This window comes from Pseudoalteromonas sp. PS5, assembly GCF_004103255.1.
Lineage (GTDB): Bacteria > Pseudomonadota > Gammaproteobacteria > Enterobacterales > Alteromonadaceae > Pseudoalteromonas > Pseudoalteromonas peptidolytica.
On the sequence record NZ_RCSQ01000141.1, the window covers coordinates 1 to 15,844 of the forward strand.

Genomic DNA, 15,844 nt, shown 5'->3' on the forward strand with positions numbered 1-15,844 from the left:
CCCCCCTTTACTATAATAATCCCTTTTTGGAGGACACCGTGGCTAAACGTCGAGTCGTAGTAACTGGCTTAGGTATGTTGACGCCGCTGGGTAATGATGTTGAATCTACCTGGCAGGGCTTATTAGAAGGCCGTAGTGGCATTCGCAATATCACGCATTTTGACACAGAAGGTTTCGGAACTAAGTTTGCAGGTTTAGTGAACGACTTTGATGTCACTGAATATGTTTCCCCTAAAGATGCTAAAAAAATGGATGTCTTCATCCAGTATGGCATCGCTGCCGGCGTTCAAGCACTAAAAGATTCAGGGCTTGAAGTGAACGATGAAAATGCAGCCAGAGTTGGTGTGGCAATTGGTTCGGGGATCGGCGGGTTAACGTTGATCGAAGAAAACCACAAGAAACTATTAAATAGTGGCCCACGTAAGCTGTCTCCGTTTTATGTACCTTCAACTATCATCAATATGATTTCTGGTCACTTGTCTATCATGCATGGACTGAGAGGCCCTAATATTTCTATTGTGACAGCATGTACTACAGGTCTTCACAATATTGGCCATGCGGCACGTATGATTGCGTACGGTGATGCTGATGCGATGGTTGCAGGTGGAGCTGAAAAAGCATCGACTCCAATTGGAATGGGTGGTTTTAGTGCAGCACGGGCATTGTCTACACGCAATGACGATCCTCAAGGTGCGTCTCGTCCTTGGGACAAAGATCGTGATGGCTTTGTGCTTGCCGATGGAGCTGGCGTAATAGTGCTTGAAGAGTATGAGCACGCTAAAGCACGTGGAGCTAAAATTTATGCTGAGTTAGTTGGCTTTGGCATGAGTGGTGATGCTTATCATATGACGTCGCCACCTGAAGACGGTGCCGGGGCTGCTCAAGCGATGGTCAATGCACTAAATGACGCGGGAGTAAACGCATCACAGGTTGGCTATATTAATGCGCATGGCACATCTACCCCAGCAGGCGATATAGCAGAAACACATGCGGTGAAATCTGTGTTTGGGTCGGCTGCAAAAGATGTCATGGTTAGCTCGTCTAAATCAATGATGGGTCACTTGCTAGGAGCAGCTGGCTCTGTAGAGTCAATTATTTCGATCCTGGCGTTGCAAGACCAGAAGGTAACGCCAACCATTAATTTAGATAATCCAGAGGAAGGATGTGATCTAGATTATGTGCCTCACACAGCGCGTGATGCAAAGTTAGAATATACATTATGTAACTCATTTGGTTTCGGTGGTACAAATGGTTCATTGCTTTTTAAAAAGGTATAGATGAACCTTAGTAACTGAATACAAAAAAGGTTATGATAAAAAAGTCGGCGTTGCCGAGCTTTTTTATGTTTGCGTATTTGGTTTTGTGAAAGGGTACGAAAATTGGAAAATCAGCAGCTTTTTTCTAATAATGACAGAGGGTTAGCATATGGTGATGGTTTTTTCACCACAGCTTTAGTCTGCAATGGTCGTATTGAGCTGTGGCCACTTCATGTAAAGAGGTTAGTGCAATGTCAGCAGCGTTTAGGTTTTCCTGAGCTGAACCTCGAAGCACTTGAGCGCTTGGTTTATGAGCGAATAAAAGGTGAAACAAAGGCCGTATTAAAAATTCTCATTACACGAGGATGTGGTGGCCGAGGCTATCAAGCTCCACAATCACCCACGCCCAGTTTTAGCATCCAAGTGCTACCATTTCCAGAGAATTACAGTAAATGGCAGCAACATGGTATCGAGACCGTGCTAAGCCGAGTTCAGTTGGGGATTCAACCTTTATTAGCAGGCCTCAAAACGTTAAATCGATTAGAGCAAGTGTTGATTAAACAAGATGCGCAAACGCTGGAATGTGATGATGTCATCGTTACTGACATCAATGGCAGCGTTATCGAATCGTCTGCGGCAAATATTATCGTAATTAAAAACAACCGAGTGTACACGCCAAATCTCGCAAATTCAGGTATTAAAGGTGTATTTCTGACATCTCTTGAAAGCCAAGTTGATATTACTGTGGCTGATATAGACCTTGAGTTCTTGCAATTAGCAGATGGTATATTTATCTGTAACAGCTTGATTGAGCTTGTGCCGATAATAAGGTTTGAGCAGCAGTGTTTTGACATAGAGTATTTGTTGACGCTAAAAAAGCAGATCTTAGGGATGAGTTCTTAATGAAAAAGTGGTTGTGTATTCTAATATTTGCGATTTTAATGGGGTCGTGGTGGTTCTTAGAAAAAGTAAATCAAGTCAAATTTGAACCGCTCAACATTTCGGATAAGTTTGTAGAGATAAAGCCGGGACAAACCTTTACCCAGTTATGCCACCAATGGCAGAAAAATGGTGCGTTGTCTCATTGTTTACCTTACCAGCTGTATAGCAAATTAATACCAAAGCTGTTTGCGTTACAGTCAGGAGTGTATGCGCTAGAAGGGTTAACGGTACTTGAGGCTGTGGCTAAAGTGAGTCGCGGTGAACAACATCGTTTTAGCTTTACTATTATTGAAGGCACACCAATCTGGGAAGTTGAGAAAAAGCTTAGTGATGCGCATTACTTAAATCAAGACATCGATAATTTGAGCAGCCAACTAATGCTGGACTATGGCTCCGTTGAGGGATGGCTCTACCCCGACACATATTACTATCATGGTTTTGATTCTGCTTTGGGGTTACTAAAACGAGCGCGTGATAAAATGCAAGCTGTACTACAACATGAATGGCAAAATAGAGCGAGTGACTTGCCATTAAAAACGCCTTACGAAGCGTTGATCTTAGCCTCAATTATTGAAAAAGAAACTGGTTTGCACGAAGAGAGAAAGAAAGTTGCATCGGTATTTATCAATCGATTAAAAAAGGGTATGCGTCTACAGACTGATCCCACCATTATTTACGGTATTGGTGAGGGGTTTGATGGCGATATTAAACGTAAGGATATTCGGCAAAAGACGCCCTACAACACCTACCGTATTGATGGCTTACCACCGACGCCAATCGCTATGCCATCGGAAGCTTCAATACATGCAGCATTACATCCTCAAAAGACGGACTATCTTTATTTTGTGGCTACTGGAAATGGCGGTCACTATTTCTCAAAAACACTAGCAGAGCACAATAAAGCGGTACAAAATTATATTTTAAACAAGCAAAATAGCCGTTAATAAATAATGAGTTAGCACTTTTTGTTGCTAACTCTTCCATGTGATTTGCTAGCAATGTCTAGTTGAACGGTATAATTAAGAGAGTTATTAGGCGCGATTGAGTGTTTGAAGCCATGTAATCGCGTCGTTGTAATTTTCAAAGTTTTTAATAGTAAGCCCATGCTTTTCGGCAAACGCCTCGATGAGCCCACTTTTGGTATCAGTAGGAGAGATAACTCTAGCGAGTGCTATATTATCAACAACTTGATTGAGTTTTTGAAGTACATTCAACACGCTCGGATAATCATAAGTAATATGTAATTGTGATACATCAATTACCAAACAGTTTAGTTTGTTGGATTTTAGTGCCAAACCCAGGTTTTTGTACATATTGATAATATTTACTTCAACACATTCACCATAGGCGGCTGCGTGGATTAGCTTCTCTTTATTATCAATTGTTGCCCGGTAAGAGAATTTTGCCATGCCGTATCACACCTTTTATCTATATAAATAAAAGGATAGTTCAATTCGCTTGTGATACCAGCATGGAATGTATGGGATCATAGTTAAATGACCTTGTTCGACGATATTTTTTAGGTCATACCAATTATTTTAATTAAAAGATCTATTTTGAGCCGAAAAACCTTGTCGATAACATCGCTAAAGCGTCGTACTAATGCCGAGGTGCCTACCTCCATGCAGACAAGGCAAAAATTTTGCTATTTAGTTGTTCTAAATAAGAAATTTTTAACGCAGTTAGCGTTACATTGATACTCTCTCAAATTGAGCGAGTATCAAAAAGGCTAATTGGTATCATATCAATGATTGTGCTACTTCAGCGATTTTTTGTCGCAACCATATATGGCTGGCATCACGATGTAGTAGTGGACTCCAAATCATATCTAGCTCAAATGGTGGGATAGGAAAGGGCGGCTCCAAGACTGATAAAGTTGGATCATCACGATATATGTTGGCAGCTTTTGAAGGCAAAGTAGCAACTAAGTTTTGTTCTTTAGCAAGATGTATCGCGACGTGATAATTACGAGTAAAGGTTGCAATGTTTCGGTGCTTGCCAAAATGGGCAAGAGCTTCATCAACCCACCCAAGCTTTTGTACGTCAGCAGGATCCATCCCAACACCAACGCCAAACCCAGTTTTACTTACCCAAATATGACGTGACTTAAGATACGCATCCAAAGTAAAGTTAGCAATAATTGGATTATCAGATTTTACAAGGCAGCAAAAGCTATCTTTCCAAATTCGTTTATGATGAAACGACTGTGGGAGGTTTTCAAAGCGATTAATTGCCATATCAACTTTCCCATTTTCAACGTCATGGAAGGTAACGTCACTGGGTGTGAGGATGTCGAGTGTAGTGTCTGGCGCCTCTTCATGAAGCTTATTGAGTAGTTTAGGGGCAAGCGTACTTGCAGCATAGTCGCTCGCCATAATGCGAAATACGCGATTGCTACTAGCCGCTTCAAACTCTCTGTTAGGTGCTAGCGTTTCTTCCAACGTCATTAAGATACCACGGATAACAGGCTGTAGCTCTAAAGCGCGCTCAGTTGGAACCATTCCTTCACTGGTGCGAACTAAAATTGGGTCATTAAAAAGGTTTCTGAGGCGTTTTAAACCATTACTCATAGCTGGCTGTGTAATGCTAAGTTGGTTTGCTGCACGCGTCACATTACATTCTCGAAGTAGTGTATCGAGATAAACCAGCAAGTTAAGATCAATTTTACTAATGTTCACTCAGGGATTCCTTTATGTTATTTTTCTTTTTTGGCCATTTGTAGGAAGCGATTTTTTTGTGGGTAAGGGTAAATATGCTTTACGGCTTTTTCACGTATATCACGTTGCGCTTGTTGCCAAAATACGACCTCAGCCAAATCAGGGTGATGGTTCAGAAACATTTCTCTTAGTTTAGGATTTGTCAGAACAAATGTACACAGTTGTTCTGGAAAGACATCCTGAGGGGCGCTAGAAATATCCCCAGAGTCGTACATGGTTTCAATGCCCTGTTTGGGTAATGCTCGAAAATTCATCTCGGTTAAGTACTGTACTTCATCATAATCATAAAAAATTACCCTGTGATGTTTACTGACGCCGAAGTTTTTTAACAGCATATCGCCAGGAAAGATATTAACGGCCAGCATTTCTTTGAGTGCATTACCGTAATCTTTAATGACTTGCTCACAGGTTGAATCATCAGCTTGCTGCACAAACAGGTTGAGTGGTGTAATGCGACGCTCGATATATAGGTGCGTGATTACCAAGTTCTCACCTTCGACCCTGATGCTATTAGAGATTGATGTTAACAGCAATTGGTAGAGCTGTGGTGAAAATCGTGCAACTGGTATAACAACGTCAGAATACTCGATGGTATCAGCCATACGACCCACTCTATCATGACGTTTTACCAACTGGTAACGCTGCAGTACAGTATCTTTGGTAAAGGGCTTACTTTCAGGAAACTTATCTCTGATCACCTTAAATACGTAAGGGAAGCTGGGGAGTGTGAAAACCATCATCACCATACCAGGTGTACCTGCTGCTACTTCAAATAACTCTTCAGAATTGTCTAGGTGTTGTAAAAACTCTCGGTAAAATTCGGTTTTACCTTGCTTGTGAAAGCCAATTGCGTTGTAAAGTTCAGCCTTTGTTTTATTTGGCATTAGCTGATTTAAGAATTTAACCAGTGCAGAGGGGGCATGTGTTTCTACTAGAAAATAAGCGCGTGCGAAGCCAAAAATAACTCGCATCTGTGAACTGTTTGTTAGTAAAGCATCTATCAATAGTTTGCCATTTTCAGTATGTAAAATGGAGATGATAAACGGCTGTACTCCAGATTTAGAGACTACTCTCCCTACGATATAAGCTCCTTTATTACGATAAAAAGGCGCATTTAGGATGTCAAAGCGCATCAGGTGTGCTTGATGATGGGTATTAGGCGCTTGTTTCAAAAATGCTTTTACGAGTAATCGAATGTCACGATCCAAATCTTCAAATTCACAGTGAAAGTCTATTTGCTCAATCATTTTCTTTATCGTTGGTTTCAATCCATTCACAACAGGAAAATAACTACGATACTCGGCTTCAACGGGAAGGGAAGTTGCATTTGCGAGTTGGGTTTCGACAAAAATAAAATCACTGTTGTAATAGCGACGATGGAATAATCTACAAAAAACAGAGTTATAGAAGGTTTCAGCAAGTTCAGGCTGTGGATGAAAAGTTAAGCGTTCGAGATAGGCTTGTTTTACTTGGTACCACAGTGTTTCGTTGAGCTGAGTTGAGCGATAAAGCTGCATGAGTTTGTGTGCGGTTTCATCAACTTTACTGTCGTATTGACTGATCCTTGCTTTACTAATTCTCTCTATTTCCCCCCAGTTTTGCTTAGCAAACGCAAAAGGCGCCAATTTAGTGATTTTTACGAAAGCTTGATAGTGATTTTGAAAGCCGGACAAAATCTGCTCAGCCAATTGCTGTGCTTGCATATACATCCCTCATAAATACGCATTGTGAGATAGCTTCACTTTACAAGGGAATGTATAAAAAGTCATCTGGTAATACCAGTTGTGGCCAAAGTTAATTTAACGAGCTTACAACATTAGTTAGTCTTCGTAGCTCTTTAATCGCTTTTCTAATTTTGAAATTTCTTTCTCTAGGTTTTTTAATGCCTTGGCATGTGACTTATTAATGGCTTTGATTTTCTTGGTGACTTGCCGGACTCGCTCCTTACGTCTATCTTCACTCATCAATTTTGTTAGTTTTTCTTGCTCCTCTCTAACAGCTGTGTCTCGTTTTCTATTTAAAATTGCTCTTTCGTGGTTTTTTGCTCGAAGAGCATGTTTTGTTCTTTTTATGATTTGTGCGCGTTCAATATTATTAAGCGCTTTATAATGTTGCTCAGAGGGCACAGTGGCTTTGGGATCAGTTGTTGTTATGGTATGTTGTGTAGCGTCAACTGAGCAGGGAAACTGGCTGAAAACAGCGCCTTTGCTAGTTGTACATTTGAAGTATTTTACGGTTTCTGCGCGTCCGAATAAGGGCAGAAATAGTAATATAACCTTGATAAGCGATTTCATACGGCATCCCTGCGGTTTAAAAGATAATTTAACCATAGATGACGACAGCATTACTTCAAGATCATTGCGCTTCTGGTGTCGTGAATTTTTTTAATGTCTTGATACTTTGAATTAAAAAAGGGATATCTAAGTTGCCATTTAATACAAAGCCTTCTTTTGCTGACATTTGTTTAAAGTTACCATCTTGATCCACTAATGTAATTTTATCTTTTTTGAAGGCTACGAGCACACCTTGAGTAAAGTTAACGCCCTCTGCATGACTGCGCGTTTTAACATTAGAGCCAAGCATTCCTTGTTGTGCCAAAGAAGCACAGCCAAATACTGAGCTTATAGCGGTGTAGGTAATATCATGAGGCTGCATAAGCCCACTTGCTTTCGCGTACAAGTTAATGTTCGTAAACGCCGAGCTAGTTAGGATGGTTGAGCGATGCGTGCTCAAGTCGAGTGCGATAAACGGTTTACTTAAATCAATAGGTGTCTTGCTGTTAGCTTCAACTATGGCGAGCTTAGCTTCAGCTTTTGTTGGGATGAACGTAAATTCATCACTAGACTTTACACTCAATAAGTTGTTATTTAACGACCAAATAGGAACTTGTTGTTGTACTAAAATGGACTCTTTGTAGTAGCTTGGAAGTCCATAAATAAGACTAAATAAGGCGTCGCTAGAGTTTCCGGCTCTAAGCACTGAGTCTAATTCAAAGATGCTATGATTATCGCTTTGCAGCGCATTTGATGCTATTTGCTGATATGACTGAGCGTCATTATACGCATAGATAGTCATTGTTTGTTGAGTGTTGGGTTGACACTCAGCAGCGATGATTGGTGCGCTATATTTGGAATGCGCGCTGCCAACATTTAAAGCGTGAGCTTCTTCATACCTTTCTATATCCAACAGGTCATGCCTTGCAAGTAAGCTTTTTGCTGTTGTCGGGTAAGATAGCGGCAGCACGTTATCTTGCTTCGTTATATCAAAAAACGCGTTGGCATCAGCCCAAATGTGAAGGCTATGGCTCAGCGCAAAGCAAGTTACAATTGTACCGGTTGCGTAACGTGGGAAGGTATATGATTTTAACTCAGCCAAATGTCGCCAGGCATAATTACCTGCCAGTAACTCAAAGGTAAGTATCAAGGCCAAAATTAAAAATGCAATAATGAGGCTGAATGTTGAAGAGCCAACGAGTGTTTCCCATAAGAGCACAAATATGTCCGGTAATGACGAGGGGTTGATATGATACCCCAGCTGCAAGTATACAAATGCGTCAATGGTTAACACGACAATGCCTAACGTGGCAATAAATGCGGCCATCCCCCTTATATGTCGTGGATAAGGAAAAACTAGGCTCAGCGGGAAAATGGTTAATACAAACGCACAAAAGGTGATAAAGCTGGTGTGGCTTATCCACGTGATCAGCATATAAAACCAGCCGACAAACGTACTTGGTGCTTTGTCGGCGAATAAATAAACTGAGCTTATCAGCAAAACCAAGCCAATATTTGCAAAGGTAAACCAATGTCCCCAGCTTAATAATTGACTTGCTTTCGATGAAAAAGGGCTGTGCGGTGTAAGGTTCATTCCGTTACTTTACTGATTGAGTAAGCGCTTTGGCAAAATTTTCAGCAACAGATTGTCTCTTATTCTCTGGAACATGTTCTTTTATAATGTGCGTGATAGAATTACCTAAACACATCAAGCTAAGATCAACTGGTGCGTTTTGCGAGCTTAATACATTAATTAATTGGTCAACAATTTCTTCTACTTGTTTATTGGAATACTTTGATTGGATAGGCATCAGTTGGTTCAATTTATAAAAGCAATAATTTTTACATTTTAACATTAGAGGCGTGAAAAACAAAGATGAGCGTTGAGGTAAAAAAACTAGTTGTTCACTATGTAGACAAACAGGACGAAGATACCGAAATACATCTCCGTGAAGATGAAATGCAAATCAATGATAAAGTAAATGTTTTCATTGAACAATTACATCATGCTTACAACGGCAAACCGGGTAAAGGTTTTTGTGCTTTTAGTGGTGAAAAAAATAGTGTCGTTGCGTCTGCTATGCAAAGCTACAGAAATAACGAGCTTAATTTTTGGCACTTAACTCAAGAAGCCACCAATGTTCTTAAAGAAGAGCTTAATAAGTATGCTTTTCACGAAACAGGGTATTTGGTGTTTTGTCATTATCAGTATGTTGCCAGCAATTTTATTATGATTGCACTAATAAATATCAAAGAGCACTACACAATCACCTCTGATCTAGATTTATCAGCAGCAAAGCATTTAGATATTTCGCGTATGCAGTTGGCTGCAAGAGTTGATTTAGATGCTTGGGATACCGCAGCGGAAGAAAATCGTTATATTTCGTTTATAAAGGGTAGGGCAGGTCGTAAGGTCGCAGATTTTTTCCTTGATTTTCTTGGCTGTGAAGAGGGGATCGATCCTAAGCAACAATCCCAAACTATGCTGCACGCTGTAGAAGATTACTTATCAGCGCAACAATACGAAAAGTCCGAAAAGGATGATATTCGCAAAGAAGTCTTTGATTATTGTAACGACTGTGTCACGACGGGTGAGGATGCTGATGTCAACACCTTGTCACAAACTTTGTCTAAGTCGGCAGACGTCAAGTTTGAAGACTTTTATAAAGAACAGGGCTATGAGTTGGAAGAGAGTTTCCCTGTAGATAAAAAGACAGTAACGAGCATGGTCAAGTTTTCAGGGCTTGGTGGTGGGGTGAGTGTAGGTTTTGAGCGTAAACATTTGGGCGAGCGCGTTATCTATGATGCTGCGAGCGATACACTAACGATTAAAGGTGTACCACCAAACTTAAAAGATCAAATTGAGCGCTATTACAACGATGAATCTTAAGTTTTAGAAAGGGCAGCGAAAGCTGCCTTTTTTGTTCCTGTTTTATCCCTTTTTTTGCAAAAAGAACTATCAATTTGCTGCTTTTGCTAGCATTTTTTTAATTTTAACTATACTTGCATTGTAGTACTTGTAGAACAAGCAATTGGGATGAATCACAATGAAGACAAAATTAGCTTTAGGCTGTACCCTTTGCCTTGCCTGCTTTGCAGGTCATGCGGAGGTAAACTTTTCTGGATTTGCAAGTATCAATGCGGGCAAAGTGCTCAGTGGTAGCGGTGTTCCACAATTCGGAATAAACGACCCAATCTTTCTCGCAGATTACCCTATCGTCAGTGTGTATGATGAGGATGTTTCGTTTGAACCTGAGACACTGATGGGGCTGCAATTTAGTACAGATCTCACGGAAGGCTTGAGTGTGACAGGACAAATTGTTGCTCGAGGAGCTGATGACTTTGATGCTAAGTTTGAATGGGCATATTTGTCATACGAGATAAATGACAATTGGACTTTCCAAGCTGGTAAGAAGCGCTTACCACTTTTTTACTACTCAGACTTCTATGATGTTGGCTATGCGTATGTGTGGATGCGTGCACCTGCCGACAACTACACATGGCAAATATTCAACTATAACGGTGTGAATATGCTTTATAATGGCAGTATTGGTGATTGGTCATTGAGTGGCAACATCTACGCTGGTAAAGAAGATGACGATGACAACAAACTGCTTAGTGAGTTTTTCTTTCAAGAGCCCACCAGAGAAATCTGGAAAGATATTTTGGGGGGAGTGATCCAAACCAGTAATGACTGGCTTGAGGTTCGTCTTACGCATATGCGCTATACCAATAAACGCTATCGCGCTGGAGAGCCAGTACTGTGGAATGGCAGTGATGAGCGTGATGGTAAGTTCTACGGGTTAGCGGTTAACGCAGATTGGGGCAATTTTTTCATCCTGTCAGAATTAAATAGACTCGACTTAGACGGTGATCTCGATACTAAGATGCTAACACTAGGCTATCGCTTCGATAGTGTCACTCCTTTTGTATCTTACGCTGATTTTGAAGGAGAAGGAGATGATGCAGAAAGTCACGAGACTACTTCTGTTGGGATCCGCTGGGATTTCCATTCTGCTGCAGCATTTAAAATTCAATATGACGAAGTTGAAGACAACTCCGTTGGGCTTGCAGTCGCTGGTGATAGTAAAGCCATCACCATCGGTATCGATATGGTATTTTAAGGAGAGCGTCATGAAAAAACTATTTTTACTTGCGCTACTTTGTAGTTCATATAGCACCTTGGCTGTTGACGTGATTGTTAACCCAGCGAATAACTCCGCCCTTGATGAGAGTGAAATTAAACAAATCTTTATCGGCAAAGCGAAGTCTTTTTCAGATGGCTCTAAAGCACTGCCAATTACCCAAGTTGATGGCTCAAGTGTAACGGATGAATTTAATGAAAAAGTACTGAATAAATCTTCTAGTCAGTTAAAAGCCTATTGGTCGAAGCTTGTATTTACTGGTAAGGGGACACCTCCAAAAGAAGCCGCTGATGATGCTGAAGTGATTAAATTAGTTGCGAGCAACCCTAATTTAATTGGTTTTGTGTCTTCGGGAGCGGCCGATGGCAGTGTTAAGGTTGTAAAATCGTTCTAATATACAGTCTTAGATTTCATAATAGGGCTCCTGTTTGGAGCCCTATTGTTTATAGGTATCAGCTAGATTTTACTGTCAATAATTAGCATTGTGAGCTTCTTGCTGAGCATCTTCGCTGATTTTTCTTCAGCATTTGCTTTTGCCATATTCTCAAAACTGGAAGCAGCTTTGATCTGTGTAGAAACATGTGCTTTTTCTTTGCTGTTTTCCAATAATATCAAGCTCGAATTAGCAAAAACATAGTAAGTGTTATTTCTCTTAACATCTTGAAAATCGACACTAAAGTCAATTTGAAAGTCTGCTACTTGACTGTCACCGACCACTGTTAGCCCTTGTTTAGTCAAACTTTCAGCAAGCTGGTTACGGATGTTTTCAAGCCCCCATAATTTGGATGAAATACTGAATGTGAGAGACTGAAGAAAGTCGTTCAATATTTTATCTTTGTCTTTTACGGACTGTGGTGTAGCAATAGAACCGCCTCCGAGTTGACGGTGATAATCGTTAGCTTTTCGGCGTTTGGCAATCAAGCGCTTAATTGCCATTGCGTCTTTTAATTTTTCTGAGTTAGTGAGCCCAGAAATGTTTGCCTTGACAATGTCTTCATCAAGTTGATGAATATCTAACTCCGTATGCATCCTTGACTCAACTTTGTTGAACGAGGCTAGGGCATAAGCAGTATTATTTTGCCGGGAATAAAACTCCTCTTCGATTTTTACGCCTTGTAACTTGATACTCGGTACTTGAGAGTACAGTACTTCATCAACTTGGTAAGAAAAATCCCCATTAGATTGGCTTTGTGTTACTTGTGTTATACCTTCAATCTCGACATTGAGCTGCTTTGCAATCGCAAGCCTCGCAGATTCTTGAGCTGCAAGCTGTGCCTCTGTGCGGTTTGCAATATGGCTTGCTGAGCCAACGCCATAGGTCAAATACTCAGAAGTTGGCTGCTGTGTTGTCCATATCGGTTGTGTTTGTTCTTTTGCAATCGCTTCTTTAGTTGACTGACAAGCAGACAAGCTTAAGGCGATACACAAAGGTAAAACGAAACGTTTAGAAGCCATACCCGCTTCTCTCTTGAAGTTTTTGAATTTTCTTCTGTCCATTCCACACCTCACGGTTTGTCGTCATGTCAATTAGTCGAAGATCGACTTGATAGAAGGTAACGCGGCTACCACCTTGCTCATCAACAAATGAGTTAATAGTGCCAGATAACGCATAGTCAGCACCTTGCTCTTGTCCCATTTCGTTACGAGTTTCTAGGCTGGAGTTTAGCTCTTGGTCTCGGCGCTCTTCTCGGATCTCACCTCGTATGTCACGGTTAGCAACAAAGTCTGCTTGTCCACTTCGTAAAATTGCGCGTTTCAAGTCATTTAAGAAAGTGTCGACAGCGATATGCTGATGTGACTTGTTACGAACGGATTGAATAATGATTGCAGGTCTGCTTCCCTCTTTGGCACGGTGCTCGCGCACCCATGGAAAGCCAAGCATATCACTAACCATCGCTTCAGCGACTAATTGTGAGTCTTTGCCATTCCACTTATCAGAAAGTGCAATTTCTTCATTTGTATCAATTCGGCTGACTTTTGTTGTCGAAGAGCAACCTGTCAACGCCGCAGATGAGACGATGAGCATTGGTACAACGAGTTTTACAGCAAATTTTGGCTTCATATCTTCAGTCCATGTTAGTTAATGAGGATAAATAGTTTGGTGTGGCAGCAGCCGTAATACCGGTAAATGTGCGCACATGACTAATTGTTTGAGTTTTTGAATTAATTTGAATATTTTGGTTGATAACTCTGCCACTGCGCAGTGTTGTTTGCAATGTCAACTCGCGAGTATGTTGGGGTAGCTTAACACGAGCCACTCTGATTTCAGCTGGTAGAGACTGCCATTGTCTAATATCAGCCGAAGCCGTCACTGCATTGGTTACTGATGCTGTTAATTGCGCCAATCCCGCAAGTAGTGTTGGCTGCGGTGATGCAAATTGATTAATCGCTTTGTTTGCTGTGACTGCTTTTAATATCTCTCGGGAGATTGCTGTATAGATTTCCATATTGGCATTACTCAAGGCGTCATACAATGTGAGTAAGTTTACCGAATAAAAGGGGTGTAATTCTGTAATTTTTTGTCCGTTGGCAAAAAGGGTAACTTGTTCAATATTATTTTTGTGGGGTTGTAAATACGTGACGGAAATTCTACTGCCATATTTTAACGCATCAATAATTCCCTCATTTACTGCTTTTTGCCAGAGTGATTCGCCCAAAGGTAGTCTTTTTGTCACCGACCCGAGAATGACGTCTCCAAAGTCTCCGGTGGCATAATTCTGAATGAGGTCAAAGAGGCTAGTGTCAGAGAACATCAAATTAAACCAAGCAAATTGAGCTTGGCGCTCTTCACGAGTGCCTAGATAAATAGGAGTGATAACAATCGCTTGTGCACTTTCATCAACGCTCAAATACAGATTAAACTCTTTTCTTTGTGGGGAAACTCCCAGGCTTTGTACTAAGGTAAAATAATCAGTCGGTTGCTCTGCGACGACTCTAGTTAAGTCTTTTTGAGCTTGCTTTTGTGCATGTCCTCCTAATTGATATTGTTTACTAAAGCCGTTTTTGTATGCTTTTGCAGCTCGTTCGTATTGTATCCTTGCGCTGTCTAATTCCCCTTGTTGTTCGTATAATATCCCACTTAAATACTGGGCAAACGCATCATCTTTATACTCTAGATCTTCCTTTAAAAAAGGCTGACCAAAAATAGCTTTCAGTATTTTTTCCACATTACCAAGGCTCGTCTGGTTGCCACCATAACCTCCAGTGTTCCTTTTTAACTGCTCCAAATATAGATCTAGTTGTCGCATCTCTGTTAATGCTGAGTCATATAACGCCGTGCTGTTTGCTGCGGGTTTGCTTGCCAAAGCGGCATAATTTAGAGCCATGATCGTGTGGATCATAGGACGGTGATATACTTTACCGGTATATTTTTTGTAGCTGGCTCCAGTAAATGCGGAAAATAGCTCATCACTGATGCTGACAGTGTATGCAGCTTCAATGATACTTTTAGCATTTTCTAAAAACTGATTACTTTGCATATAATCTTGTTGTAGATGCGATAACATACCTGACTCTAGATAATAAAGTAACTCGTCTCGTGAAGAGCCTTTATAGGCGTTATCTATGTGCTTTTGGGCTGTGATAAAATCACCTTGTTCAGCATATTCAATTGCCAACTTATTCGCACTTGGCGTGAGGTTACAGCCAGCAAGTATTAAAAAGCTGACTAAGAAGAGTAACTTGAAGAATAATTGAAAAAACGTGTTTTGGAATCGCATTCCTTGCATACTTCTACTTATAATGGCAGTGTTGTCTGAGTTCAATCATATAACAATAAATTAAATAGTAAAAAACTGAATTGAAAGTGCTAAATTGTTAAAAATCGTTTTTACAATTTATTACTGTTAAGCAGTTATTTTTTTGATACGTTTTACTCTGTAATCAGGGCAATTAAGGAACCCAATATGAAAGCAAAACAACTACTTTTATCAGTGGCCGTGATAGGGATCTTATCGGCTTGTAGTTCAAGTAAAGATGACGCAGCTTCCAGTCCACGAGTTAATATTCCAGAATGGGTTCTTAATCCGACCATTGAAGATGGTATTGCCGCAGCTGACTGTGTGAAATACTCTGGAAATATTTCAATTGATCAAAAAATGGCGGTTGCTAACGCGCGTCTGGCGCTGGCGCAGCAAATTGAAACCCGAGTAGAGGGATTAGACAAAACTTTTTCAAACCGTACAGACGCAAATGAAGACGTTACCGTCGGAGCAACTTTTAGCTCGGTTTCGAAGCAATTAACAAAGCAAACCTTAAATGGCTCTCGAATTGTAAAGGCAGATGTTATTGATATTTCCGGTAAAGATTACTTTTGTGCGCTTACTACACTATCACCTGAACTGACTAAAGCGCTTTTTAAAGATTTAATTAAAGAAAGCAAACGTAGTGTAGACCCGCAAGATGAAAAGTTTTTATATCAAGAGTTTAAAGCTTACAAAGCTGAGAAAGACCTTGAGAAGGAAATTGCTAGATTGACAAATTAAAGCGTGATTATCACGCTTTAATTTTTT

General features: G+C 40.5%; 16 protein-coding genes. 7 read left to right on the forward strand and 9 right to left on the reverse strand.

Annotation, left to right across the window (positions count from 1 at the left end):
* Window positions 1-38 precede the first annotated feature (38 nt).
* The 3 genes from fabF to mltG all read left to right on the forward strand — a co-directional run bounded on the left by fabF (window position 39) and on the right by mltG (window position 3,142).
* Window positions 39-1,277 carry a beta-ketoacyl-ACP synthase II gene (gene fabF, locus D9603_RS16585; protein ID WP_128732155.1) on the forward strand — a complete coding sequence of 413 codons (1,239 nt, stop codon included), beginning with the start codon at window positions 39-41 and terminating at the stop codon, window positions 1,275-1,277.
* A 102-nt stretch (window positions 1,278-1,379) separates the two neighbouring features.
* Window positions 1,380-2,159: an aminodeoxychorismate lyase gene (gene pabC / locus D9603_RS16590; protein WP_241651692.1), complete on the forward strand. Its 780-nt coding sequence runs from the start codon at window positions 1,380-1,382 to the stop codon at window positions 2,157-2,159.
* A complete protein-coding gene (mltG, locus tag D9603_RS16595) occupies window positions 2,159-3,142 on the forward strand; it encodes an endolytic transglycosylase MltG (protein ID WP_128732156.1) in 984 nt (327 codons plus the stop codon). The genes pabC and mltG overlap by 1 nt, the downstream gene beginning before the upstream one ends.
* A gap of 87 nt (window positions 3,143-3,229) precedes the next feature.
* Here mltG and D9603_RS16600 read toward each other — a convergent pair whose 3' ends face one another.
* The 6 genes from D9603_RS16600 to D9603_RS16625 form a co-directional block, all read right to left on the reverse strand.
* A complete protein-coding gene (locus tag D9603_RS16600) occupies window positions 3,230-3,607 on the reverse strand; it encodes a hypothetical protein (RefSeq protein ID WP_128732157.1) in 378 nt (125 codons plus the stop codon).
* A gap of 330 nt (window positions 3,608-3,937) precedes the next feature.
* Entirely contained in the window at window positions 3,938-4,876 is a 939-nt protein-coding gene (locus D9603_RS16605) for a LysR family transcriptional regulator (protein ID WP_125252956.1), read from the reverse strand.
* Between the two features lie 17 nt (window positions 4,877-4,893).
* The gene (gene aceK / locus D9603_RS16610) at window positions 4,894-6,618 is read right to left on the reverse strand and encodes a bifunctional isocitrate dehydrogenase kinase/phosphatase (protein ID WP_128732158.1); all 1,725 of its coding nucleotides are present in this window, start codon (window positions 6,616-6,618) and stop codon (window positions 4,894-4,896) included.
* A 117-nt stretch (window positions 6,619-6,735) separates the two neighbouring features.
* On the reverse strand, window positions 6,736-7,209 hold the full coding sequence (locus D9603_RS16615) for a DUF4124 domain-containing protein (protein ID WP_128732159.1): 474 nt from the start codon (window positions 7,207-7,209) through the stop codon (window positions 6,736-6,738).
* Between the two features lie 61 nt (window positions 7,210-7,270).
* Complete coding sequence (locus D9603_RS16620; protein WP_128732160.1) at window positions 7,271-8,782, reverse strand: DUF3413 domain-containing protein; 1,512 nt, start codon at window positions 8,780-8,782, stop codon at window positions 7,271-7,273.
* A 4-nt stretch (window positions 8,783-8,786) separates the two neighbouring features.
* Window positions 8,787-8,999 carry a DUF1414 domain-containing protein gene (locus D9603_RS16625; protein ID WP_125252959.1) on the reverse strand — a complete coding sequence of 71 codons (213 nt, stop codon included), beginning with the start codon at window positions 8,997-8,999 and terminating at the stop codon, window positions 8,787-8,789.
* A 65-nt stretch (window positions 9,000-9,064) separates the two neighbouring features.
* Between D9603_RS16625 and yejK the strand changes: the two genes are divergently transcribed.
* The 3 genes from yejK (at window position 9,065) to D9603_RS16640 (ending at window position 11,727) form a co-directional block, all read left to right on the forward strand.
* Window positions 9,065-10,078, forward strand: coding sequence for a nucleoid-associated protein YejK (gene yejK, locus D9603_RS16630; RefSeq protein ID WP_128732161.1), 1,014 nt, complete (start codon window positions 9,065-9,067; stop codon window positions 10,076-10,078).
* A 157-nt stretch (window positions 10,079-10,235) separates the two neighbouring features.
* A complete protein-coding gene (locus D9603_RS16635) occupies window positions 10,236-11,312 on the forward strand; it encodes a porin (RefSeq protein ID WP_125252961.1) in 1,077 nt (358 codons plus the stop codon).
* 10 nt (window positions 11,313-11,322) lie between these two features.
* Window positions 11,323-11,727, forward strand: a complete 405-nt coding sequence (locus D9603_RS16640; protein ID WP_128732162.1) for a phosphate ABC transporter substrate-binding protein — start codon at window positions 11,323-11,325, stop codon at window positions 11,725-11,727.
* Window positions 11,728-11,789: 62 nt separating this feature from the next.
* Here the strand turns inward: D9603_RS16640 and D9603_RS16645 are convergent, their stop codons facing one another.
* From D9603_RS16645 to D9603_RS16655, 3 genes are read right to left on the reverse strand one after another with little or no spacing between them, the layout of a single operon-like run.
* A complete protein-coding gene (locus D9603_RS16645) occupies window positions 11,790-12,788 on the reverse strand; it encodes an LPP20 family lipoprotein (RefSeq protein WP_128732163.1) in 999 nt (332 codons plus the stop codon).
* Window positions 12,778-13,395 (reverse strand): penicillin-binding protein activator LpoB, encoded by a 618-nt coding sequence (locus D9603_RS16650; RefSeq protein ID WP_125252964.1) that lies wholly within the window; start codon window positions 13,393-13,395, stop codon window positions 12,778-12,780. The genes D9603_RS16645 and D9603_RS16650 overlap by 11 nt, the downstream gene beginning before the upstream one ends.
* Window positions 13,396-13,399: 4 nt before the next feature.
* A complete protein-coding gene (locus tag D9603_RS16655; RefSeq protein ID WP_241651693.1) occupies window positions 13,400-15,052 on the reverse strand; it encodes a hypothetical protein in 1,653 nt (550 codons plus the stop codon).
* A 186-nt stretch (window positions 15,053-15,238) separates the two neighbouring features.
* Here D9603_RS16655 and D9603_RS16660 point away from each other — a divergent pair, with 186 nt between their 5' ends.
* Window positions 15,239-15,817 (forward strand): LPP20 family lipoprotein, encoded by a 579-nt coding sequence (locus tag D9603_RS16660; protein WP_125252966.1) that lies wholly within the window; start codon window positions 15,239-15,241, stop codon window positions 15,815-15,817.
* Window positions 15,818-15,844 lie beyond the last annotated feature (27 nt).

Excerpts from the sequence above, each read along its gene's own strand:
- mltG (WP_128732156.1), top strand. The coding sequence starts at position 2,159 with ATGAAAAAGTGGTTGTGTATTCTAATATTTGCGATTTTAATGGGGTCG.
- D9603_RS16600 (WP_128732157.1), bottom strand. The coding sequence starts at position 3,607 with ATGGCAAAATTCTCTTACCGGGCAACAATTGATAATAAAGAGAAGCTA.
- aceK (WP_128732158.1), bottom strand. The coding sequence starts at position 6,618 with ATGCAAGCACAGCAATTGGCTGAGCAGATTTTGTCCGGCTTTCAAAAT.
- D9603_RS16615 (WP_128732159.1), bottom strand. The coding sequence starts at position 7,209 with ATGAAATCGCTTATCAAGGTTATATTACTATTTCTGCCCTTATTCGGA.
- D9603_RS16620 (WP_128732160.1), bottom strand. The coding sequence starts at position 8,782 with ATGAACCTTACACCGCACAGCCCTTTTTCATCGAAAGCAAGTCAATTA.
- D9603_RS16625 (WP_125252959.1), bottom strand. The coding sequence starts at position 8,999 with ATGCCTATCCAATCAAAGTATTCCAATAAACAAGTAGAAGAAATTGTT.
- yejK (WP_128732161.1), top strand. The coding sequence starts at position 9,065 with ATGAGCGTTGAGGTAAAAAAACTAGTTGTTCACTATGTAGACAAACAG.
- D9603_RS16635 (WP_125252961.1), top strand. The coding sequence starts at position 10,236 with ATGAAGACAAAATTAGCTTTAGGCTGTACCCTTTGCCTTGCCTGCTTT.
- D9603_RS16640 (WP_128732162.1), top strand. The coding sequence starts at position 11,323 with ATGAAAAAACTATTTTTACTTGCGCTACTTTGTAGTTCATATAGCACC.
- D9603_RS16645 (WP_128732163.1), bottom strand. The coding sequence starts at position 12,788 with ATGGCTTCTAAACGTTTCGTTTTACCTTTGTGTATCGCCTTAAGCTTG.
- D9603_RS16650 (WP_125252964.1), bottom strand. The coding sequence starts at position 13,395 with ATGAAGCCAAAATTTGCTGTAAAACTCGTTGTACCAATGCTCATCGTC.
- D9603_RS16655 (WP_241651693.1), bottom strand. The coding sequence starts at position 15,052 with ATGCGATTCCAAAACACGTTTTTTCAATTATTCTTCAAGTTACTCTTC.
- D9603_RS16660 (WP_125252966.1), top strand. The coding sequence starts at position 15,239 with ATGAAAGCAAAACAACTACTTTTATCAGTGGCCGTGATAGGGATCTTA.